16 protein-coding genes and 1 pseudogene are annotated in these 22,702 nt (G+C 50.6%); 14 read left to right on the top strand and 3 right to left on the bottom strand.

Annotated elements, in window-relative coordinates; translation table 11 throughout:
• The first annotated feature begins 4 nt into the window (after positions 1–4).
• On the top strand, positions 5–634 hold the full coding sequence (locus tag AC3Y2E_RS19530) for a TetR/AcrR family transcriptional regulator (RefSeq protein WP_379213265.1): 630 nt from the start codon (positions 5–7) through the stop codon (positions 632–634).
• A gap of 360 nt (positions 635–994) precedes the next feature.
• Here AC3Y2E_RS19530 and AC3Y2E_RS19525 read toward each other — a convergent pair whose 3' ends face one another.
• Together AC3Y2E_RS19525 and AC3Y2E_RS19520 are read right to left on the bottom strand one after the other, a co-directional pair.
• Positions 995–1,438 (bottom strand): flavodoxin domain-containing protein, encoded by a 444-nt coding sequence (locus AC3Y2E_RS19525; protein ID WP_379213262.1) that lies wholly within the window; start codon positions 1,436–1,438, stop codon positions 995–997.
• A 5-nt stretch (positions 1,439–1,443) separates the two neighbouring features.
• Positions 1,444–1,944, bottom strand: a complete 501-nt coding sequence (locus tag AC3Y2E_RS19520) for a MarR family winged helix-turn-helix transcriptional regulator (RefSeq protein WP_379213260.1) — start codon at positions 1,942–1,944, stop codon at positions 1,444–1,446.
• A 113-nt stretch (positions 1,945–2,057) separates the two neighbouring features.
• Between AC3Y2E_RS19520 and AC3Y2E_RS19515 the strand changes: the two genes are divergently transcribed.
• The gene (locus AC3Y2E_RS19515) at positions 2,058–2,213 is read left to right on the top strand and encodes a hypothetical protein (protein ID WP_379213258.1); all 156 of its coding nucleotides are present in this window, start codon (positions 2,058–2,060) and stop codon (positions 2,211–2,213) included.
• Between the two features lie 60 nt (positions 2,214–2,273).
• Here AC3Y2E_RS19515 and AC3Y2E_RS19510 read toward each other — a convergent pair.
• Positions 2,274–2,869, bottom strand: a pseudogene (locus AC3Y2E_RS19510) (transposase); the annotation flags it as partial.
• A 640-nt stretch (positions 2,870–3,509) separates the two neighbouring features.
• On the opposite strand from AC3Y2E_RS19510, the gene AC3Y2E_RS19505 reads away from it, so the two are divergent.
• The 12 genes from AC3Y2E_RS19505 to AC3Y2E_RS19450 all read left to right on the top strand — a co-directional run bounded on the left by AC3Y2E_RS19505 (position 3,510) and on the right by AC3Y2E_RS19450 (position 22,676).
• Positions 3,510–3,656 (top strand): hypothetical protein, encoded by a 147-nt coding sequence (locus tag AC3Y2E_RS19505; RefSeq protein ID WP_379213256.1) that lies wholly within the window; start codon positions 3,510–3,512, stop codon positions 3,654–3,656.
• The gene (locus tag AC3Y2E_RS19500) at positions 3,653–4,720 is read left to right on the top strand and encodes a Gfo/Idh/MocA family protein (RefSeq protein WP_379213254.1); all 1,068 of its coding nucleotides are present in this window, start codon (positions 3,653–3,655) and stop codon (positions 4,718–4,720) included. The genes AC3Y2E_RS19505 and AC3Y2E_RS19500 overlap by 4 nt, the downstream gene beginning before the upstream one ends.
• Positions 4,721–5,131: 411 nt before the next feature.
• On the top strand, positions 5,132–5,800 hold the full coding sequence (locus AC3Y2E_RS19495; RefSeq protein ID WP_379213252.1) for a GntR family transcriptional regulator: 669 nt from the start codon (positions 5,132–5,134) through the stop codon (positions 5,798–5,800).
• 156 nt (positions 5,801–5,956) lie between these two features.
• A complete protein-coding gene (gene menC / locus AC3Y2E_RS19490; RefSeq protein ID WP_379213250.1) occupies positions 5,957–7,069 on the top strand; it encodes an o-succinylbenzoate synthase in 1,113 nt (370 codons plus the stop codon).
• 33 nt (positions 7,070–7,102) lie between these two features.
• The gene (locus AC3Y2E_RS19485; RefSeq protein ID WP_379213248.1) at positions 7,103–8,227 is read left to right on the top strand and encodes a M20 family metallopeptidase; all 1,125 of its coding nucleotides are present in this window, start codon (positions 7,103–7,105) and stop codon (positions 8,225–8,227) included.
• A gap of 76 nt (positions 8,228–8,303) precedes the next feature.
• Positions 8,304–9,587, top strand: a complete 1,284-nt coding sequence (locus AC3Y2E_RS19480; protein WP_379213246.1) for a hypothetical protein — start codon at positions 8,304–8,306, stop codon at positions 9,585–9,587.
• A gap of 265 nt (positions 9,588–9,852) precedes the next feature.
• Positions 9,853–11,286, top strand: a complete 1,434-nt coding sequence (locus AC3Y2E_RS19475; RefSeq protein ID WP_379213244.1) for a type 2 periplasmic-binding domain-containing protein — start codon at positions 9,853–9,855, stop codon at positions 11,284–11,286.
• Positions 11,287–11,340: 54 nt separating this feature from the next.
• On the top strand, positions 11,341–13,689 hold the full coding sequence (locus AC3Y2E_RS19470; RefSeq protein WP_379213242.1) for a helix-turn-helix domain-containing protein: 2,349 nt from the start codon (positions 11,341–11,343) through the stop codon (positions 13,687–13,689).
• 222 nt (positions 13,690–13,911) lie between these two features.
• The gene (locus tag AC3Y2E_RS19465; RefSeq protein ID WP_379213239.1) at positions 13,912–15,216 is read left to right on the top strand and encodes an ABC transporter substrate-binding protein; all 1,305 of its coding nucleotides are present in this window, start codon (positions 13,912–13,914) and stop codon (positions 15,214–15,216) included.
• A gap of 221 nt (positions 15,217–15,437) precedes the next feature.
• The gene (locus AC3Y2E_RS19460) at positions 15,438–20,651 is read left to right on the top strand and encodes a carboxypeptidase regulatory-like domain-containing protein (protein WP_379213237.1); all 5,214 of its coding nucleotides are present in this window, start codon (positions 15,438–15,440) and stop codon (positions 20,649–20,651) included.
• A 313-nt stretch (positions 20,652–20,964) separates the two neighbouring features.
• Positions 20,965–21,468, top strand: coding sequence for a MaoC family dehydratase (locus AC3Y2E_RS19455; protein WP_379213235.1), 504 nt, complete (start codon positions 20,965–20,967; stop codon positions 21,466–21,468).
• A gap of 20 nt (positions 21,469–21,488) precedes the next feature.
• Positions 21,489–22,676, top strand: coding sequence for a CaiB/BaiF CoA transferase family protein (locus AC3Y2E_RS19450; RefSeq protein WP_379213233.1), 1,188 nt, complete (start codon positions 21,489–21,491; stop codon positions 22,674–22,676).
• Positions 22,677–22,702: the final 26 nt, after the last annotated feature.

Here is a 22,702-nt window from a genome sequence, read left to right as displayed (position 1 = left end):
TCGGATGAGCGTGAACACGACCGATCTGCGGGTGGTCCGCAGCAAACAGGCGATTCGGGATGCGCTGGTGGAATTGATCGAAGAGAAGGGTTTCGAAGCGGTTACAGTCAAAGACATTACGATGCGGGCCAAAATCAACCGCGGCACGTTCTACGCCCATTATCAGGACAAATACGACCTGATGGCCAAATGCGAAGAAGAGATCATGGTCGGGATGTCCAATATTGCGAAGAAGATTTTTCCATCGTTGAAAACGGAACTGCAGCAGTCACCGTCCCGATTGGCGATTTATCCGTTCGTTGCAGCCATCTTCGCGTTCATGAACGGGCACAGCCGATTCATGAACGCGGCGTTGGGACCGAAGGGAAACATGTCTTTCCAGATCAGGATCAGAGCGTTCATGCAAGAGACGATGCTGGGGAAAAGCCCGGACGTGCTGATCAATGAAGAAGAATGCCTCGTTCCGACAAAGTATTTTGCTACGTACGTGGGATCGGCGCACATCGGCGTGATTCAACAATGGCTGGAGAGCGGCAGGCAAGAGTCGCCCGAGGAAATGGCGCGCATCCTGACAACCATTCTGGTGCACGGTCCGTTGTATGCGGCCGGATTGAAGAAGCTGCCCGAGTCCTGAACCGCCCGTTGCCGATTCTTACAAGTTGGGGCACAACTACGAATAAAAGGAACTTAGTCGAATCCACGATGAACTGCTTGTTGTTAGGCACTTTTGTGCGTGGTGGGACAATGTCGATTCGATACCTAGAAGTTTTGAATTTCCGGTATTTTACACGATATGTACATTTACGACAGATGAAAAAAACGGGTTCAATAATAAATACTGAAAGATTCGATCGAAGTTTCCGTGGTGTTGGATCTGAAGTATGCAACCGGGCTTCTATTAGCCGTCATAGCCCATAACGCATTGGAGAGCGGGCCATATTCGAGTATGGTCCACTTTCTCTGGAGGTTCATGAATCGTGGACAGACAGAAGCACTAAGCCAGTTGTCTCCTGAATTGTTCGGAGAAAGCCTTTATTTTATCCACGAAAATTCCTTTCAGTTGATCGGTGCCTTCTTTCGGTGCAGCATAAGCCTTGTAACCGCCAAACGATTCGATGCAGATAGCGGCTTCTTTGAGGTCGGCCGGAATATTCCGCTCTATGATTTCTTCTGTCTCCTTGGGTTTCTCATTGCAAATAAAATATCCCATTCTTTTTTTCAGTAAATCAGAATGATTTTTTTTGATGAAATCGCGAATCGGTTTATATATTTTCCCGTCTCGAACTCCCGCGCCCAAAATAATAGAATCAAATTCCCCGATAGAGGGCTTTTCCATTTGAATATCGCATATCGTACAATTCGGAATCTCTTCTGCTAACACTTTAATGCATTGCTCTGTGGCTCCTGTTTTCGTAGCATAGATAATCAGCGCTTTCACTAGACTCATCCTTTATCATTTGGATTTTTTTTTGTATTTGAATGAAGATAGTGAATTTGCTCCTCTAGAACGATGCTTGCCCTAGATAAAAATTGTGTAATAAGCTCAAGCTCTTCATCTGAATAAGATGAAGCCAGTTTGACCATCGCTGCGTGGAGCATAAGGTACGTATGGCTGACTTCTTCTTTATTTTCGTATAGCGGAATAATAATCACTTTACGACGGTCATGGGGATCAGATTGCCTGCGCACAAAACCGTTTTTCTCGAGCCGGTCTATTAATGAAGTAACACTGCCAGTCGTGAGCCCAGTTAGTTTCGACAACTCGCCAGCGGTGACAGGGCCTTTTTCATGCAAAATGTCGACGGATAAAAAGTCATTGTTATAAAGACCTAAGGAAGCAGCTACGCTTTGCTGGTAGAGAACCGTTCTCGTCCCTAATCCGCGCATACTCTTTGTAAGGTTTTCTTGTTGCTCCGTGGGTAGTTCCGACCGATCATTTGACAAATTGTAGTCCTCCTCAATTATCTTGATTATAAAGATACTTCGTGACAAAGATACTTTATGAAAAAGATACTTTATTGCACTCTAGATGTCAAATCTATCGCCGTTGGAGGGATATGGTGAACCGTGTACCTATCCAAGAATATGATGAATTATTTGATGATTTGATTCAACAAAAAACTAAAGAGGGAATGGAAGAAGAGAAGAAAAAGGAAAAAAAGAAGAAAAAGGAAGAAAAGAAGAAAAAGGAAGAGGGAGTACTCACTGCTTGAATTAGCGAAAATATAAATTGTTTGTTCATCGTTATGATTAAAAGTTGGATCTTAACGGTTGACATGGGGAGCCGACTGAAGGGATTCCTGCCGACAATTGTAGCCTTTGTCGATGGACTCGTTCATGCCGGTGATCGCCGATTTGCTCGAGCTAAGCAACGCAAAATCCACTGGTAAGAACGTATGACCATCCGACCAACCTATCGTCAGCATACGGAACCCTTTATAATACGCACCCGTAGCATGATCTTTGAACCTTGCGAGCAACTCAACAGCTTTGCTGCGATTGCGTTCGAACATAGAATCGTCGACGATGAGGACGGCGTCTCGATCCGCAGACGTCAGGGCGTCCACCTTCTTCACCGTGGCCACGCTAAGCGAGGTTAGAAACCGGCGCCATGCAAAACCGGTATGATTGAGGAAGCGATACACCGCGTATTTACCGGGCATGGAACGCCCTTACGACTCCCAAGCAAGCGAAACCAGTTTTTCTGATGAAACAACAGAACGAAGACGAGTTGGAACAGTCGGCTGCGACTAAAGCCAAAACGTTTACGAAATCCAGCTTGCTGCAAATGCTGCATGACTTTCAATTCTTGGAATGCGGGCTTTAATTCATTTGGCAGTTGATTCAATTCGGGTGGATGGGCTATCATTAGATAGACACCTCTTCGGTTGAAGTGATTGTTCGACACTCTCACTTTACCAAACGAAGCGGTGTTTTTCTATTTTACAAGCTATGCATCTGATCGCTTAGCAATCCAATACCATCAAGCGTTCATGACGATTTTCTCTCTGCGAAAGTTGAGTTACTTATTTTTGTTAGCCACATTGGGAACTGCACTATATCGACTTAATCCAATGAAAAGTTATTCAATTATAACAATTATTGATGCTGTCTCTATTCCGATAACTGGAGTAATAAATAGCATTGACAGAGCAGCCGGATACAACGAATTTGAACATTTAGTTGTTCATCTACAACAAGGATCAAACTGGGCCATTTATTTATTGATAGCTCACTTTTATCTATTAGTTTGGTGGGTTTTGTTCTTTGTCAAAAGGAGAAATTAAAATAACATTGAGTTGATCTCACAAGCTTAGAAACGGTAAAAGAAACGCTGAAAAAGTGTTATTTATAAATAAGTCAATAAGTCCGACATCGGTTGTGGACATCGACTTTTCCTTTCCAATATGTATACAAAGATGTATACTGAACATCGAAATCGAAACGCTCCAGGCACCCTTTATGCCAAAGGGAACTTTGCGGGCGAATTAGCGAAGGGGAGACTTGCGATGATATTCAAGCAAGTGGAGTTTAGAAGACTGATTGTACTGCTGAAGGCGTCGTTCGAAACGAGGCACGATATGACCGCTACGTTGCACGGCATTATTGCCAAAACGCTTCTTTCATGGAAGGAAGGGGTGGCGACGAAGCTGTGAAACAAAAGTTGAATGTCGGATATGTCGGCTGCGGGGTAATGGGCCAAGTATATTTGCGGGCGGCACAATCGATTCCGTTTATTCATTCCGCCGCGGTAGCGGATGCGGTAGAGGACAGCGTCAAGAAAGCGGCGGAAACGTTCGGCATCACCGCCGTCTATACGGATGCGGAGGCGATGTTCGCCGATCCGAACATCGATGCCGTGGTATTGGCGCTGCCGGCCATCGCGCGAACCGAGCTTGCGGTCCAGGCTTTTCGCGCCGGCAAGCATGTGCTGACCGAGAAGCCGGTGGCCCGCAATTCCGACGAGGTCCGCAGACTCATCCGAGAAAAAGGCAGCCTGATCGCGGGATGCGCTTCCTCCAGAACCAGGCTGCTCGATTCTGCAGCGGTAGTGGCGGATACACTCGCGCAAGGGAAACTCGGCACGCTTCGGATTATGCGCTGCCGCTGGCATACGAGCGCCAAGCCCAAGCCGGAAGTGATGCCGCCGTTATGGCGTTTCTCCAAGGATGTTAATGGCGGAGGCAACTTGGCTAATCTCGGTACGTATATGCTCGACTATTTCCTTGGCATAAATGGGTGGGGGCTCGAACCGGACACGATCCTAGCCCGAACGTGGACGATCGCGGATTCGTTCGCCGACCGCGTGCCTGCAGGCTCGGACGGTGAAACGTTGACCTCCGCGCTGATCAGCTTCAAGAACGGCCCGGTGCTGATGATCGAACAAGGCGAACATTACGTCGGAGATCGGATTCATGAGTGCCAACTGATCGGTACGGATGGTACTTTGACATTTTCGGTCGTGCCGTCGAATTCCCGTGTCGTGCTGAATCAATACGCGGACGGAGGCATAACCGAGCAGGTGCTGTGGGAAGGACAGGAAAGCTTCAACACGGCCCATCGACGGGTATTTGCAGACTTTGCCGAAGCCGTACTGGAAGGACGTCAGCCGAGCACGAGCTTGGAGCAAGCACTTATCGTGCAGAACATTATCGACGGCGTATATGAATCGGCGGAGCGAGGGGAAGCGGTGCGTCTCGATTCGTCTTGCTATGGGTGAAGCCCGACCGTTCGGAGAGGGATAATCTAGAAAATTCGAGTATATTGTGACGTCTGCAAAATAAAACCATGATCTGCACATGCACAGCGGTAGATTCACAGCGGGAGATTAATTGCCGTCTAAGGCGGTGCACGTATCACGGTTCGGCTTAAACACGTGATACAAGCAACTGACGCTGGGAATATAATCATCATGAGTGAATATAATAGCAGACCTCCGTTCGAGTTCGATGAACTCGAACGGAGGTCTGCTTTGCATTTGTACAACAACGAGATGAAAAGCGGGCCTGAGATTGACGAGGTGACTTTTTCAACTTAAAATGTAAAAATGCAATATTGTACACAAAGTCTATACGGATCAAACAACACGGTGTTCAGACAGACCTTATCTGGATAAAGGAGCGATTGGAGATTGGAACAGACAAAACGCAGAAAAGCAAGCGATGCGATATATACCGAGATTAAGCGAAAAATCATAGAATTCGAATATGAGCCGAACGAACACCTTAGTGAGGAGCTGTTGGCCAAATCGCTGGAGGTAAGCCGTACGCCGCTGCGCGAAGCGTTTCACAGACTGGAGCTAGAGAAGCTAGTTACGAAGCTGCCTACCGGACGAATCGTAGTTGCGAAACTGACGATCGCCGAAGCGGAGGAGTTGTTTCAGGTAAGAGCTGTTCTGGAAGGACTGCTGACCCGGCATGCGACTCGGAATATGAACGAAGTAATCCTAGACAAGCTGGAGGAAGTGATGCAGCATATGGAAGCCGCTGCCGGTTCCCATCAGCATGTCGAAGTTGTGCGCCTCGGGAGCGCGTTCCACAACTTGCTTTACCAGTTATCGCAGATTGAAACGGCAAGCGGTTTCCTGGAGCAGCTCAAAAGCCGGATTGAACGATATAGACGAATCGGAGGATACAGGCACCCGCATTATGCGGCCAACCTTCCGGTCGAGGAGCACCGGACAATATTGACCTACGTTCGTGCAGGTGACGCCGATGGAGCCGAGCGTGCGATGGTGGCTCATGTCAGCAGAAGCCTGGAAATGGTAAAAGAAACGCTGCAAATGTATTTTATAAAATAAGTAAGTTTGTCAGACATCGGTTTGTGGATGTCGACTTTTTTCTTCCAAAATTGTATACAAAGATGTATACTGAATATCGAGATGAAAACGCACGCTTCAGGAACCCTTTGTATCAAAGGGAACTTTGCGGGCGAAATAGCGAAGGGGAGACTTGCGATGAAAATCGAGCAAGTAGAGCTTAGAAGACTGAATGTACCGTTGAAGGCGCCTTTCGAAACAAGCTTTGGCCGGTTTACGTTCCGGGATTGCATCCTCGTCGGCGTATCGAGTGAAGGGGAGACAGGTTACGCGGAAAGCGTTGCCATGCCGACTCCCTATTATAATGAAGAGATGACCGATACCGTCATCTATTTACTAAAGCATTTTCTCATTCCGCAATTGGTTGGCCGGCACATTGATAAACCGGAGCAAACGGCACAGCTGTTCGCATCGGTTCGTCGCAACTATATGGCCATATCCGCACTGGAAGGAGCGGTGTGGGATTTGTTATGCAAGGCGCAGGGCATCTCGTTGTCCGCTGCGCTGGGCGGAACGCGCTCGGAAATCGATGTCGGCGTAAGCATCGGAATCGAATCATCAGTCGATCACGTTTTGCGCAATGTCACGCGTTTTTTGGAGGAAGGGTATAAAAAAATCAAAGTGAAAATTAAGCCGGGCTTCGATATTGAGCTGATCGATGCGATCCGGACTCGATTCGGGGCTGACGTTCCGTTGATGGCGGATGCCAATTCGGCCTACACGCTTGAGCACATTCCGTTGTTAAAGCAATTAGACCAATACGGCTTAATGATGATTGAACAACCGCTTGCCCACGACGACATCGTTGATCATGCGACGCTGCAGCGTGAGCTTTCTACGCCGATCTGTCTGGACGAAAGCATACACTCCGTTGAAGATGCGCGCAAAGCGATCGAACTGGGCAGCTGCCGGATTATTAACTTAAAGATTGGCCGAGTAGGAGGACTGACGCATACGAAAAACATTCACGACCTATGCGCGCGACATGGCATTCCCGTCTGGTGCGGCGGCATGTTCGAGATGGGAGTTGGACGCGCGCACAATATCGCCATCGCATCGATGCCCAACTTTACGATTCCCGGAGACACATCTACATCCAAACGTCATTTCGAGGAAGATATCGTTGAGCCGGCGATCGATTTTAGCAAACCGGGAACACTCGCGGTACCGACAAAGCCGGGCATCGGTTACGATCTGAATCGGAAAGCGGTGGAGAAGTATACCGTTAGCAAGGAAATTCTTAAGCCATGAGTTCAAATTTATTCCGTATTGGGAGTGTTTGAGATGGATCCAGTTTGGGGCTATTTGCAAGCAAATCGAAGTGACATCGAGGCGGATCTGGAGCGTTTGGTCAAAGCGGAATCGCCGTCGCTCGACAAACGGCTGTCGGACCTGTGTGGGGAAGAACTTAAGAAATTGTTCCGGGATCGTCTCGGGCTCGAAGCAGTCATGTTTCCACAGACGGTCGTTGGCGACAATATGCGGTTTACATATGGAGAAGGCGATTCGCAACTGCTCATTCTCTCCCATTTCGATACGGTATGGCAAGCCGGCCGTCTAACATATCGGGTTGAAGGCAACAGGGCTTACGGGCCCGGTATTTTGGATATGAAGGGCGGAATCGTACAGTCGATATGGGCGGTGAAAGCGCTGAAAGAATCCGGGTTGATGCCTGCTAAGAAAATTGTGTTTTTATGCACGAGCGACGAGGAGATTGGCAGCAACTACTCTCGGGAACTGATCGAGCAGGAATCGAAGAGAAGCGAAGCCGTGCTTGTTCCCGAACCGTCAATCGCTCGAACGGGAGCACTGAAGACGTCGCGTAAAAGCATGAGCAGATATTTTATTCGTATACGGGGTAAAGCCGCCCATTCCGGCAATCATCATGAGGACGGGGTAAGCGCGTTGGAAGAAATGGCGCGTCAGATCGTCTATTTGCACTCGCTGACCGATTATCCCAAAGGAACGACGATCAACGTTGGAGTTGCCGGCGGCGGAACGTGCTACAATGTAGTGGCTGAGCTTGCGGAGCTGGATGTCGACGTGCGCACTGTTAACTATGAAGAGGCGGAACGGATCTATAAGCTGATGATGGGCCTCTCGCCTGTCTTGCCCGGGATACAGTTGCAAGTGGAAGGGGGCATCACCCGACCTCCGATGGAACGGACTGCGCATACAGAGAGACTGTTCCAGTTGGCCGCACATTGCGGGGCGGAACTTGGACTATCGCTGAAGGAAGGCTCCGCCGGCGGCGGGAGCGACGGCAATTTTGCAGCGGCTCTCGGCATCCCGACGTTGGACGGCTTGGGCGCTGTCGGAGAAGGACCCCACGCCGAATATGAGCATGTTGAGCTCGATGGGCTGCCGGTCCGGGCCGCATTGCTCGCCAAACTGTTGACCCGTCTGTAACGATCGTGGGATGGAGAAGAAGGGTCAATCGATAACATCCGGAATCCGGAATATGGATGAGTGAAAAGGTGATTTTATGATATACTGCGGAATGAAGGAAGAAGTCATCACACCTTCTCCAGGCAGCGTTATGCCCGGATATTTTAAGGAGCGGCGGCTGACTGCACTAAAAGACGACTTGTACGTGAAAGCGCTTGCGATAGAATCGAACGGAGCCGTTGTCGTTTTTGTCGTCATTGATGCTTTGTTCATACTTAGCCGAGAGGTGGAGCTGATTCGGGAACGGATTCGCCGGACAGTGACCATCCCGCCGGAACGTATTCTCGTATCCGCAATACATACGCATACCGGGCCTCCGATCTGGCCCGGTTTGGATGATGCGTATTTGGCTCGTCTTGCGGAACAAGCCGCGGACACGGCGATCGACGCGTACAGGAACCGCCGTCCCGCCCGCATTGGCTTCGGTAGCGGAAGCGAGAATGAAATCGCCTTTAATCGCCGGTTTTGGATGGCGGACGGCACGGTCCGTACAAACCCGGGTTTTGTTCATCCCGAGACAGTCCGCCCCACCGGACCGGTCGATCCGGAGGTGCTTGTAGTCCGGATCGACGACGAGCACGGTCAGCCGATCGGCGTATTGACGAACTTTGCCTGCCATCCCGATACCGTGGGAGGGACTGAGGCTTGCGCCGATTATCCCGGAGAGCTGAGCCGAACGCTGAAACAATTATTAGGTCGTGATGTGGTCAGTTTGTTCATCCAAGGCGCGAGCGGGAATATTAACCATTGCGATTATACAAAGCCGAAGGCGGTCGCCCCGGACCACTACCGAAAGATGGGGCGAATATTGGCTGGAGAAGTAATGAAGGTACGAGAGAAAATACGACTTTCGGAAGATTATGATGAGTCGGTTCCGATCGAAGCGGTAAACAGTCTGTTCTCGGTCGAGCTGCGCAAGCCGACGGCGCTAGAGGTGGAGAAGGCGAGAGATTCGCTCGCTTCTCCAACTGCAACGGAAATGGAACGCCATTTGGCCGTCCGTTTGCTGCAAGTGCTGGATAATCCCGAGAGTATGGCTCGGATGGAGGTCCAGGTCGTTCGCATCGGCCAGCTTGTGGTGATCGGCTTACCTGGCGAAATTTTCTCCGAGTTCGGGCTGCAGCTCAAACGCGAATCCGGTTTCAAACATACGATCATCAACACACTGTGTAACGGAACGAATACGGGCTATGTTTGTACACGCGAGGCGTATGACCAAGGCGGATACGAGCCGACGCTGCGTAATTTAAGCCGGAATACGCCGGAGACCGGAGAGCTTTTTGTGCAGCAAGTCCAGAAGTTGCTGCTTAAGCTGGCATAGGCTTTAGCCGTGTCGGCGTATTAAAGTCTTTCCTGCCGTCAAGGCGGGAAAGACTTTGTATTTGCAGTAAACGAGGGAGACGGTAGGCGCATCGAATTGTAAGCGCTTATAAATGTTGTTCTTAAAATCGGGAGTGGAACCTATGAACCGATATGTAAGAGCTGTCGGCGTTGCGCTGACTAGCATCATGCTCACATCATGCTCAGTCATTGGCAGTATGGACGCTAAACGGCAGTCAAATAAAAGTCAGGCAAATGGTGAACGAATGTCGCTGACATGGCTCATTCCAGGGGTTGCGGATATCCAGCTTCCGAGTGAAGAAAACGATTTTGTTTTACGCACGATCGAGAGCAAGTTTCAGGTCGACTTAACTCTGAATATATCTACCTTCGATTACGTCAATAAGCAAAACGCAATGCTCGCTTTCTCGCCACCGGACATGTGGTACGACAAAACAAGCGACGGCGGCCAGCAATATGCGAGGGACGGGCTGCTAGCCGATATGTCCCCGTTAATCAACAGCGATACGATGCCGAACTATTTAAAGTATTGGGTCAGCAATGACCAGTTGATGGCATACGGCATTCTGGAAGGGAAATTCGTACGAGCTCCGATTCCGTACGATCGAATGTCGTACCGTGCGTATTATATTCGGCGCGATTGGCTGAACCGGCTTGGCTTGTCAATTCCCGACTCTTACGAGGAGTATTTGAACGTTCTGCGAGCGTTCCGCAATGACGACCCCGATGGTAACGGCAAAAAGGATACGTACGGATTCTCTCTCTCCGCCGGTGGAAATTCTATCGGGTTCGATTGGCCGGAATATGTCAAAAACGGCTTTCCGTACGGCGGCCATGTCGGGTACGGTCGATGGATCGAAAGCGGGTTAAGCTTGGAGATGGGACACGTCATTGACGATATAAGGAATGTGCTGAATGAAGATTTGATCGATCCGGACTGGTTTCTGAATCGAGGGACGCAGCATATCGAAAAGGCGATCCAAGGGAAAATAGGTATCATATTGCAATCTTCGCTCGAAGCCGGACTCGATTCCAACTCCAATGGCCTGCAACAGCGAACCCGGCAACTAAATCCAAACGCGGTCTGGGTTCCGTTCACGATGTTTCCCGGGAAGCCGCTGCGAAGTGAACCGAGCCCGGGCAGTCCGTTTTTATTCGCAAAAACGACAGCTGAGCAAAACCCGGAGAAGTCGAAAAAATCGATTCAAATATTGGATTGGCTAGCAGGAGAAGAAGGTTTCCTGCTGACGCACTACGGCTTGGAGGGAACGCATTATACGCGTGATGGCAACCAAATTATGCTCATTCGCAATAGCATAAGTGACGACGACAAGCTGGACTTTTTGCGGATATGGAGTTTTTTTACGCCTAATACGCCGGATCTGCTCGGACTGACGGTTGTAGACCCGCTGGAGACGGATCGCGATAAAGAGATCAAATCGATGTTGCGGTCTTTACCGCTGCTCCCGAATATAGGAACCCCGTTAATCGCTCCTCCCGTATTCGATCTTGTCGATTTCCGAAACCGGCAGCAGCAATTTTTAATTAAAGCATTGTTAGAAGACAAATCCAGTGCGAACTGGGCGCAATATTTGCACGATATTTTATACAAGTACAAGGGCATGGAATTGAACAAGACGTATGAGGAACAGATTCGGTCCGCAGGAACGATCAAATAGCCCATCTTCGGTTTAAGTTGTTGATGCAATATTTTTTTGTGGAGGAGGGGGCCGATGAACAACCGATGGAGACAATGGCGGCAGCCGCTGTATCGATTTACATTTAAAAGGAAATTGCTGCTCTACTTGCTTCTTTTGGGGGTCCTCCCGGTTTTTGTAGTCGGGTCGATTGCATCCGGGTTTATGACGAAAAATATCCAGGACGAAGTCAACAACAATCATCGTATTATATTGCGCCATCTGGGTGAGCAAATAGACGATATGCTGCTTGGATTCGATCGGACAATCGTGCAGCTTGCCGGATCCCGCGCAATCCAGCAATCGCTGATAAACGGAATGGGGGCCGACCAGCTGCAGTTGTCGCAGAGCATGATCGATACGATGATGGGGGCGCTGGCGCATGAGCAGATCCCTCTGAAAATGTCATTGTACTATACACGTTACAGTGCGATGTATTCCACGCAACACGGAATAGTACGGGATATCGACTATCCCTATAGCGCGATCGTTCGCGCGGCACAAGTGGCATATGGCGGCTCGTTTTATATTTCTCCGAATACATACCCGAATGTGGAGGATATGTTTTTTGTACGGGCCGTTCCGCTTCATTCAACGGATCCGCTTGGCTTTCTGATTGCTCAGATGAACAAAGACGGCCTTCGTCAGTTTCTGGACAAATTGGAATTGGGCGAGGGCCGGAAGGTGATGATCGTTGATGATAAAGGCGAGATTGTGGCGAAACAGCACGTACCCGGTGTTGGAGAGCGGCTGCAGCGGGCGGGTGAGTTATATCCGTTCTGGGAAGGGGGCCAACCTTATACCGGTACGATCAAGATCGACTCCGTATCGTATAATGTAACGACAATTCCGTCATTGGTGATGGACTGGACTTTTATTGCGCTGACCCCGGTATCTGAGCTGTCGGCGAAAGCGAACAACATTTTGCTTCTGACCCGTACGATCATCGTCGGTATACTTCTCGTATGGACGATCGCGGCTGCCATCGTCTCCAGAAGTTTATATCGTCCCATTCAACTGCTAGCGGAGAAGTTCTCGTCCGCTTCCCAAGGGAAGGATAAGGATATACTGCGGGTGCTCGACACGATGATGGAAAGCATGAAGAATCGCAACGAGCGGCTTCAACTGGAATTGAACGACCATAAGCCATACAGGAAAGAACTGATTTTGCAGCATTTGTTGATTGGCGCCACAACGCGCGAGGAGACGAATATTGCAGCGAAAGAGTTTGAACTGTTTATGGAAGAACGGTGGTTTTATATTGCCGTGGCGCAGTTCGAGCATGAACCATTTTTTGCTATGACGGGGACCGATAAAGAACGTGCCCAATATATGCGGAAGCTTTACCGATTTGCGGAACGATCTTGCGAATCGTTGGAAAACCAGGCATATGCCGTTGCAATGCCCGGTCATGTCGCGATGTTATTTGGCGTTGCCGAGCTGGGTGGCAAGCCATTTACCGACTTTTTGGAGATCTGCGACAACGTTCGAACGTTTGCGAGCACCACTTTACAAGTTCCGGTTTCTGTCGCGGTGAGCAATCCCCGTTACACCTGTTCCGGCATTTCCGAATGTTACCAGGAGGCGGTCGGATTCCTAAAATACAGGTGGACGTTAGGTTACCGGACGACGATCAACTCTTCCTTCTTAGCACGGTCGGATCCCAAATCGCTTCGCATGCTGGCCAGATGGAAAACGTCGGTAGTAATAAGTCTTATGCAAAACGACGTCGCTGGGGCGACGGAGCATTTATCCCGCCTGGTTGAGTCGCTTCCGAACTCCTTGCGTCAATCGGATGCGGCTGCGGGGGTATTTTCGATGATTGCATCTGAAATCGGCCAGTCCTTGAAGGAACGGGGGGACGAAATAGATGAACTGTTCGAATACGATATATCGGAGTATATTTGCCGGCTGCGAACCCGCGAGGAAATGATGGAGTGGTTCGAGAAAGAACTGTTTTCGACCGTCGCCTCGTGCTTAACCGAGCTCCCTGCCGAAGGGCGGCGTACTGTTATGCCTACCGTATTGTCGTATATACATGCCCATTACGAATCCGATATTTCTCTGCAAAGGCTGGCAGATATCGGGCAAGTTTCAACGACGTCGCTCAGCCGTATGTTCAAGGAAGAAATGGGTATCAATTATTTGGAATATGTGATCCATTTGCGGATGAATAAGGCCAAGGAATGGCTCGCCGATACGGAGCTGTCGATCAATGAAATTGCTCAAAGGTTGCAGTATACAACCGTCCAAAACTTTAATCGGATATTCAAACAGACGACCGGCGTTACGCCGGGAATGTTTCGAAAGCTAGCGGGGGAGGCGACCGGCAAAAACTTAACGCCGGACGACTCGCCTTCGCGACGCCGGTCAAAAACCATATAATCAAACGAAGACCTTTATTCCGCTCTCCTACCGGATGAAGGTCTTTTTTTCATTAGTCGAAACGATGTTCTTTTTTTGCGTTTTATCTTTTTTTTCAGATAAGCATGCTGCACAGAATGAACATTGCCGGTCAAACGAATAGGCCATTACGATAAGTGAGGGCTGCAATCCCGTTAACATACAGACAGGGTGTCATAAGTAAACGACAAGGAGGATTTCAAGATGAACAGAAAAGGCATCACATGTATGCTGGCACTGACAGTATTGGCACTGTCCGCTTGCGGCAAAACGGACACGGAAGTTTCGTCGAAGGAGGCGACTGCGGAAAAACCGAAGGAACCTTTTACGATGGTCATTCACGGGGGAAATTTCAATGAAGATTTTGGTGTAAGATTCGGCAAGATGCTGGCTGAGAAATTTCCGCACATTAAGTTCGAGTTTATTAAAGGGGAGAAAGGGGAAACGATTCAAGATTTGGCGCTGGCCGGCAAAATACCCGATTTGATTCGCAACGATCCGCCTGTAATGAAGGCCAATTATTTCGACTTGCATCTAGAGTACGATTTGCGCGAACTGATCAAAACGAACAAGTACGACTTGAAGCGCTTCAACTCGGCGTTCATCAATGAGATAACTGATATCGGCGGCAATACGGGCGCCATTTACGGATTGCCGGTATCCCCTTATTTGCCAACCGTGCTGTATTACAACAAAGATTTGTTTGAGAAATTCGGGGTGCCGTACCCGAAGGATGGAATGAGCTGGGATGAGCTGTACGAATTGGCGAAAAAAATGACACGTGTCGATGGCGGTCAAGTATACAGAGGCTTCAGCGCAAGTATCGCCAATGTCACCCGGGACAATCCATATTCGCTGCCGATCGTTGATTCTAAAGTAGACGGTCTGTCCGCCCCAGAGGTGTGGACGAAAATATTTAACAATCTAAAGCGCTTCTATGATATCCCGAGCAATACGATCGGTGAGAATGGGGTTAAGGAACGAGACGCCTTTGCGGCTGGAAACGTTGCCATGCAAATCAATCAAATCAACGTATATTTGAACTTGCCGGAGAATGTGAAATGGGACATCGTCTCCGTTCCGTACATGCCGGATGCGCCAAAGAAAATGCCGATCCGAGGACCCTCGTACTGGTCCATCACGCAGCAAAGCAAGCATAAGGAGGAGGCGTTCCAGGTCATAGCGGCAATGTTGTCCGACGAGGTGCAAATGCGCGATTCTCGGAACGGAATGCCGACGACATTGAATAACAAGGCGATTCAAGACGCGCTAGGCAAAGACAATCCGATGTTTCAAAATAAAAACATGAATGCGGTTAACTATTATCCTCCGGCTGATCTTCCTCCGCGCCGGGCCAGTGGCCTTGTCAACATTTCCGAGAGCAGTCAGGCGACGATCATATCCGAGCAGTTGCAAAAGGTGGCCCGCAATCAAGCCGATGTGAATACATCTTTGCGTGAAGCGGATGAACGGATTCGGAAGCTGATCGAACAGGAGAAGAGCAAGTAAGCAAGTCGGCATGATGGAATGCGGTGCTTACCGCAATGGGAGGTTGTCGCATTACGCTTCTTGACCTGGTAAATGGAAGACAGCCTGTATATGGAGGGAGAATGACACGCATGCGCAGATGGATATCAAAGGTGACCGCCTGGGTTTTGCTGCTATCGAGTATCTCGTTTCCCGTTTCCGTACAAGCAGAGTCTATATCGCCTTTTCAGGAGGAAGGTCCTGTGCACGCCAATACAAACAAGCTGGTTGTCCTGCCAGAATGGAGTCAGGCTCCCGCCCTGGACGGAGAGTTGAACGATGCTGCCTGGAACGATGCAGCGACGCTCGACGATTTTCGGACCGCCTATTCCTACGAGCCGGCCTCGGGTGATATCGCTTACAAAATGGCCTATGACGATACGAATCTGTATATCGGAGGCACTGTTTCGCTGGAGGAAATACAATCGCTTTCAAGAGTGGAGATCGTTTTGAGCCCAGGCTCCTCGGGCACGCTCCACTACGTAGCCGGCATACCGATCCAACCGAACCGGGCACTGACGACCGAATGGTACCGGACAATCCATATGCCGGAAACGTCGCAGCGAATTGACCTGACCAGCTTCGCGAGTGAAACATTCGCGGACGCTGGAGCTGGAACATTTTCGCTTGAGGCAGCAATCCCGTTTTCATCGTTCGGCCTGCCCTTTGTATCCGTCGGCGATGAGTGGAGAATAAATATTATTCATATCCACAATTTCAATACAAAGCCGATGTCGTCCTGGATCCCGATTCGCAATTCCCGCTTCATGGACAGATCGGGCGATACGATTGCATACTCGGCCAACGTAGTCGACCAGGGGAGGCTCGGCAGTGTCTTTTTCAAGAAAGCTCCGCAAGGCGATTTGTGGAAGCCGGATGGCTGGGAACTGCATTTTACCGACTTTGCGCAAAAAAGGTTGACGTTTGCGCAGCCTGTATCGCCTCGGAATGATTTTGTACTCGAATGGAAAGAACCGAATGCAGATTGGCAACTGCTGAACGAACTTGACGCCATGGTGAACAGTTCGCTAGTTTCTTTGACATTCGAGCACCCGGAGCCGCTGCGGGACGGAATGTACCAGTTGCGCCTTACCGCAAGCTCCGGCAACCCGAACGACAACCTGCTGGCGATTTTTACGTTTGATCGGGAGCAACTGATCGAAGCAGGGACAGCCGCGTTAGACTATACAATTCCGACCGGCGGAGGCCCGACCGAGGTAACGTATGCGCCGGCTTCCGCGGAAGTGGAAGCGGTGATGACGCTCATCCCGGATCAACCCGGATTTCGCTATGTCGGACTGCCGGAAATGCCGCAATTAACACCGGACGGACAGTACACGCTGTCGGCAGATGGCCAGAGAATCATTTCCAAGCGTACTGGAATGTCCTATCCGAGTGGAGCGTATCCGGAGACGAACTCCTTAACCGTCATCGGCCGCAATGGGACTGCTGTTAATTATCCATATTACGAGGACGGACAGGGGAAACGTTATTTTATGAGCGCCCATCTCTGGTATTTGCAGCGTCAGAGTGCGCTGACGAAGACGGAGACCATCTCCCGAAGAGACCCGCTGGGAGCCGCCCGTCTGCTGTACCGGTTCGCGCAGGCATACGATACCTATATGCCGACGACGGATGAAGCCTGGTACACGATCCCGATGAATATAACGAGCGGTCCGCCGTATAATTATTGGGGCGGTATGTGGGAACGCTGGAATTTAAATGATCTGTCCAATATGCGGCCGCTGCTGCAAGCTTACAACAGAGTAAAGCAAACCGACGCGCTGCAAGTGCTCGGAGCGGAAATCGGAATTGATGTGGAGAAGAAGCTGATCGAAGACATGTTCCTCCCTTCCATGGATTACGTGTTCAGCTTTCCGATAACGCTCGGCAATATGGATGCCTCGACTTGGCAAGGGCTGATTGAGGCAGGGCGAGCGCTTGGGCAGCCGGAATACATTCATAAAGCTGTGGAATGGATGAACGACTATGCCGGGCAACGATTTTTGTCGGATGGTTCCTGGTACGAGGTAACGACCTCCTATCATGATCAGGCTATCTCGGGGCTCATAAGCGCTATTAACTTGCTGCAAGGCTACAGCGATCCGGTTGGATATGTATCGCCGCGAACAGGCAGGCGGTTCGACAATCTGGATTTGTACAGCGAATTTCCGATTCTTGAGAAAGCGCGGCAATTTTCCAAGAATTTGGTCTTTCCGAACGGCAAAACGCTCCCGATCCAGGATACGTGGGCATCGGGGTCGGTAGCGCAGCCAATTCCGGAAGCAGGTCCGCTGCTGCTGCCATCGGCAGGCATAGGGCGTCTCACGTCAGGCGAAAACGCCGATCAGACGCAGCTGTATATGCAATTTACGCCGAAATACGGGCACAATCATTACGATCCGTTAAGTCTGAATTTATTTGCGGAAGGCCAAGAGTTATTGCCCGACTTGGGCTATACCCATTCGAAATACCGATATTTCACCGTCTCGACGATCGGACATAATACGGTTGTCGTAAATAGCCGGAATATGACGATCGACAGCGAGTCGAAGCATGGCGGACGAATCGAGCAATTTGTTCAGGCTGATAGCGGCTCGTTTCAGGTCATGCGGGCAGAAGAGAAGCGCGCTTATCCGGAGACGACCGAGTATAGCCGAGAACCGTGGCTGATTTCGTTTCCCGATGACAGCGGAAAAGGTTATGTTCTTGACTTGTTCCGAGTATCCGGAGGGGATCGGCACGAATATACGCTGCAGGGCGACGCCAATGTCGATTCCTATTTTCGTACCGACATGACGCTTGCCGATTACGGACCGCGCTTGCTACCGCCTGGGGTTGAGGCGTCGGAAGCGACAGACCAAGGTGATAGCGGCAGCGCAGAAGGACATTACCCCGGCTATATTTACATTAAAGACGTGAAGCAAGCGGTGCTGTCGGGAGACAAGTACAATGTAACGCTGGATACGTACGACGGTATCGGGGAAAAGGCGAAGCTGAACGTAATCGGTTTACTGGAGAGCGGCTCGAACGAACTGTATTTAGGACGATCGCCATCGATCCGCTCAACCCGCTTGAACGGCAGTTCGAAGGACGACAATGTCGACGTTTCGCTCCACAATATGCCGAAACTTGTGCTGCGCCGGGACGGAAACGATGTGACAAGCACGTTTGTTACGCTGTTGGAGCCGTATGGCGCGACCGCAACAACCCGCGTCGAGGCGGTCGATCGGCTTGTGCCGGATCAGTCGCCAGCAGGGGCGGTCATCATTCAGATCGCTTACGGGAACACGACCGATATCGTCTTGAGCAACCCGCGTTATCCGGGGGGCCTGCTCACGGTCGGCGATATCGCGATGCGCGGCGAGTTAGGCTTTATCCGACTTGTGGATGGCGCGCTGACAGAGATGCAACTGACCGGCGGCACATCTTTAAAGAAAGGAAATGTGGAAATTAACGGACCGGGTATCGTTACAGGAACGATCACAGGCACAAAAAGGAGCGTTAGTGGGGATACGTACGATGCGCTTGTCACGGAAACAGAAGTCGGCAATGATGTTGTCGGCAGCTATGTAATCGTCACTCATCCCGACGAAAGCACACGCGGGTTCAAGGTCAGTGATACTCGGCAAGTCGGCGGCAAGACAGAGATCGTACTGGCGGATCAGGACCCGGGCTTCGAAATTCGCGAAGACGGAAGCTCGAGGCAAAACTATTACCCGGCTAAGGAGTGGACGGGCTTGCATACGTTCCGCATCGCCGGAACGGCGGCTTATGATGGTGAACCCGTGCCGGATACGGGTCCAACTGGCAACGTTACCGGCACGGTATATGACCCGTATGGGGCACCGCTCAGTGGAGCGGCCGTAAACGTGAGCGGTTACGCATCGATCGCAACTCATACGGATCCTAATGGACAATTCATCTTGTCTAATGTGCCGAAAGGAGTCCGTCATGTAAAAGCGAAGAAGGCGGAATACGCACAGGGCGTGTCCGATGCCGTATATGTCCAATCGGGTCAAACTATGTCTGTTTCTATAGTGCTGCCGAAAGAACTGCCACCGGTGTTGTCGGAAGTAACGGAAATGGCAGGTGCCGGCGATCCTGTCCGGGCGACCAGCTCAAAGGACGGCAATATGTACCTTGTTCCGGCCGGGACCTTGCCGAATCCGGCCTATATCGAAACAATTGCCGCGACAGTCGGCACCGCCGTCTACGGAATCGCCGCCGGAATTCCGGTTTTGCTGGACACGACGGGCTTATCGCCGGGACGATACCACGTCTTCTCGATCGATGCGCACGACGGCGTATCATCCGGCGCTTCCGTACAGTTGATCCCGATCGATAAGTCTATATTGGAAGATGGGGATGAAGATATTGTTTATACGGGGGCCTGGACGCAATATTCCAACAGCGCCTATTCCGGCGGCACGGTAAAACGGGCTGGCACGGCAGGCTCCCAGGCGCGAGTTTCCTTTTACGGCAGTGAGGCGAAAGTGATCGGAACGACAAGTACAAGCAACGGATACGCTGATATATTCGTGGACGGAGTGTTCCAGACGAAAATCGATACATACAGCTCCTCGACCCGCTATCAGCAAGTCCTCTATGAAACCGACACTTTGGCTGAAGGCGTTCATACGATTGTGATCGAAGCGACCGGAGAGAAACGGAGCGCCGCAGCGAATGCTTATGTGACATTAGATGCAGTGCAAATCTTACACGAGGATGAACTGCCTTACCAGCTGACCGGTATAACAAACGGCCCATTGATCGCAGGACAAACGGTTGCAGCGACGAGCCCTAGAGATGGTGCGCTTTATCTTGTGCCTTCGGCGACTGAAGCAACGAAACCGGCGATCGAGGCGGGCGCAGCGTCTTCCAATGGGCGCTCGGCCGTTGTGACGGCAAACGTATATGGCATGCTGGATACGACCGGGCTGGCTACGGATCGGTATCGTGTGTATGCGATCGATACGATGGGGTATGTATCCGAAGGCTCGAGTGGTATCTCGATATTAGATCCGGCAATGGTATCCGTGGATGATGATGAAGCGATCGTTGCCTATACAGGCGATTGGAAAAGCTTTGACAACACCGCTTACTGGGGAGGCACCGTACGCCGCGCACAGTCAGCCGGTAGCTATGCGGATATTCCGTTTTACGGGACCAAGGCGGTTCTACTCGGCAGCCGCAGCTTTAATAACGGGAAAGCGCATATTTATATCGACGGTGTCTACCAGACGACGATTGATACGTACAATCCAACCGTCCAATATCAGCAAGAGCTGTTCGTGTCCGATTCTTTGGAGGAGGGACTGCATATGATCCGGGTGGAGGCAGCTTGGACGCGAAATCCCGCTTCGTCGAACTATTACGTAAGCATCGACGCACTGCAGTTGAATGTAGCGGATTAGCGGAAGTCTAATTCAGCAATGAAGCCGAACGTTTTCGTTACTGCAAGAACTTCGGCTTCTTGCCTTGCTGAAGGCGACCATGGCTGATCGTCGGGATTCAAAAATAAATATATCCAAGTATGCAAAAAGATTTAATTTAATGTATACAATATTGTGTTCATTATTTAAAAGTGATGGAAAATAAGGGATAGTTGATCGGGGTATGGATGACCGCAACCAGATGGCGAGCTATATTGCTTAGAGTTGCGGGCATAGTTGACGCTGCGAAGCTTATTTAAGCATACAGGATAAGCAAGACGGGAGGAGAATACGAATGGCAGAACTACATACGCCATACGGAAGGGTATTCGAAGATTTCGAATTTGGAGATATCATCTATCACTGGCCGGGCCGTACGATCACTCAGTCGGACGATTTACTGTTCAGTTTGCTCAGCCTGAACCAGCATCCGCTGCACATCGATACGCATTATGCCTCACAGACGAGTTTCGGGAAAAACGTCGTCAATGGAACGCTCGTCTTCTCAATCGGCGTCGGCTTGACGGTCAACGATATAAGCGGGGCGGCAATCGCCAACCTCGAATACGAGAACGTGACGCATCTGCTTCCTACGTTTCACGGGGATACACTGTATGCGAGAACAGAAATATTGGGCAAATCGGAGTCGAAAAGCAAGGAGGATCGCGGAGTCGTCTACGTCGAGACGATTATAAGCAACCAGCGGAACGAAGATGTGCTGCGCTTTCGCAGGAAATTGATGGTGCCGAAACGGACATTTGCGATTCGTCCGCATACGCATATCCGTCCGACGTGTTGACTGAGAAAGGGGATAAAGGCATGAAACCGTTGGAAGGCATTCGTGTGTTGTCCATCTCTCAATATGGCGCTGGACCATACGCGACATTGCATCTGGCCGACCTTGGCGCGGAAGTGATCAAGATTGAGGACCCGCATACGGGCGGCGACGTATCGCGTTCGGTCATCCCCTATGCGGAGCAGGGCGACAGCTTATATTTTCAGGCATTGAATAGGAACAAGAAAAGCGTCACGCTCGATCTGAAATCAGAGACCGGGCGAGCGCTGTTTCGGCAGTTGGCGGCCAAGTCCGACGCCGTGTTCAACAATTTGCGAGGCGATGTGCCGGCAAAGCTGGGGCTTACGTACCAGCAGTTGAAAGACGTCAACCCGCGCATTGTGACATGCTCTCTGTCCGGATTCGGCACAACCGGCTCGATGAGAGCGGAGCCTGCCTATGATTATTTGCTGCAGGCAATGCTCGGTCATATGTCACTTACCGGCGAACCGTCCAGCCCTCCAGAGAAGTACGGCGTTTCAATGATCGATTTTTCTACCGGCATGATGGCCGCGCTCGGACTAATGGTCGGCTTGTTCCGGGCGAAGTCGCAGGGCGAAGGCTGCGATATTGATGTGAGCTTGTTTGATACGGCGGCGTCGGTGCTTAATTATTTGGCCATCTGGAATTTGAACAAAGGATACGTTCCGCAAAAGACGGCGCACTCCGCTCATCCGAGCCTCGTTCCGTCCCAACTGTTTCCGACGAAAGACGGACACATCGTCATTATGTGCAACAAAGAAAAGTTTTTCCCGGCGTTGAGCCAAGCGATTGGCGCCCCGCATCTGGCTGAGGATGCGAGATATGTAAACTTCGAGTCCCGATTCGCGCACAAAGATTCGCTCGTGGCCGAGTTGATCGCCATCTTCGCCCGGGAAAAGACGGCATATTGGCTGGAAAAACTGCAGGGCGTAGTGCCCGCCGCCCCGGTGAACACTGTCGATGAGGCGTTGAAGCATCCTCTGCTGCGGGAGCGGGACATGATAGTTAACGTAGCCCATCCCGGCTTTGGGGACGTGAGTATGATCGGGACACCGATCAAAATAACGGGTGAGAAGCCGAATTACCTCGCTGCGCCTGCTCTCGGCGCGAACAATGAGGAAATATTCGGCGGCTTGCTTGGTCTGTCCCGCAGTGAGCTTGAAAGGCTGAATGCGGAGCGGGTTGTGTAAAAAAGGCAGTCACTTCGGCTTATGCC

This window comes from Paenibacillus sp. MAH-35 (assembly GCF_058135425.1).
Note: the sequence above shows the minus strand (reverse complement) of the source record. Positions and strands in the feature narration are given on the sequence as shown.

What these genes read in the sequence shown, in the direction of transcription:
- AC3Y2E_RS19485 (WP_379213248.1), top strand. Translation starts at nt 7,103, where the DNA reads ATGGATCCAGTTTGGGGCTATTTGCAAGCAAATCGAAGTGACATCGAG.
- AC3Y2E_RS19480 (WP_379213246.1), top strand. Translation starts at nt 8,304, where the DNA reads ATGATATACTGCGGAATGAAGGAAGAAGTCATCACACCTTCTCCAGGC.
- AC3Y2E_RS19470 (WP_379213242.1), top strand. Translation starts at nt 11,341, where the DNA reads ATGAACAACCGATGGAGACAATGGCGGCAGCCGCTGTATCGATTTACA.
- AC3Y2E_RS19450 (WP_379213233.1), top strand. Translation starts at nt 21,489, where the DNA reads ATGAAACCGTTGGAAGGCATTCGTGTGTTGTCCATCTCTCAATATGGC.
- AC3Y2E_RS19515 (WP_379213258.1), top strand. Translation starts at nt 2,058, where the DNA reads ATGGTGAACCGTGTACCTATCCAAGAATATGATGAATTATTTGATGAT.
- AC3Y2E_RS19505 (WP_379213256.1), top strand. Translation starts at nt 3,510, where the DNA reads ATGATATTCAAGCAAGTGGAGTTTAGAAGACTGATTGTACTGCTGAAG.
- AC3Y2E_RS19465 (WP_379213239.1), top strand. Translation starts at nt 13,912, where the DNA reads ATGAACAGAAAAGGCATCACATGTATGCTGGCACTGACAGTATTGGCA.
- menC (WP_379213250.1), top strand. Translation starts at nt 5,957, where the DNA reads ATGAAAATCGAGCAAGTAGAGCTTAGAAGACTGAATGTACCGTTGAAG.
- AC3Y2E_RS19530 (WP_379213265.1), top strand. Translation starts at nt 5, where the DNA reads ATGAGCGTGAACACGACCGATCTGCGGGTGGTCCGCAGCAAACAGGCG.
- AC3Y2E_RS19455 (WP_379213235.1), top strand. Translation starts at nt 20,965, where the DNA reads ATGGCAGAACTACATACGCCATACGGAAGGGTATTCGAAGATTTCGAA.
- AC3Y2E_RS19475 (WP_379213244.1), top strand. Translation starts at nt 9,853, where the DNA reads ATGTCGCTGACATGGCTCATTCCAGGGGTTGCGGATATCCAGCTTCCG.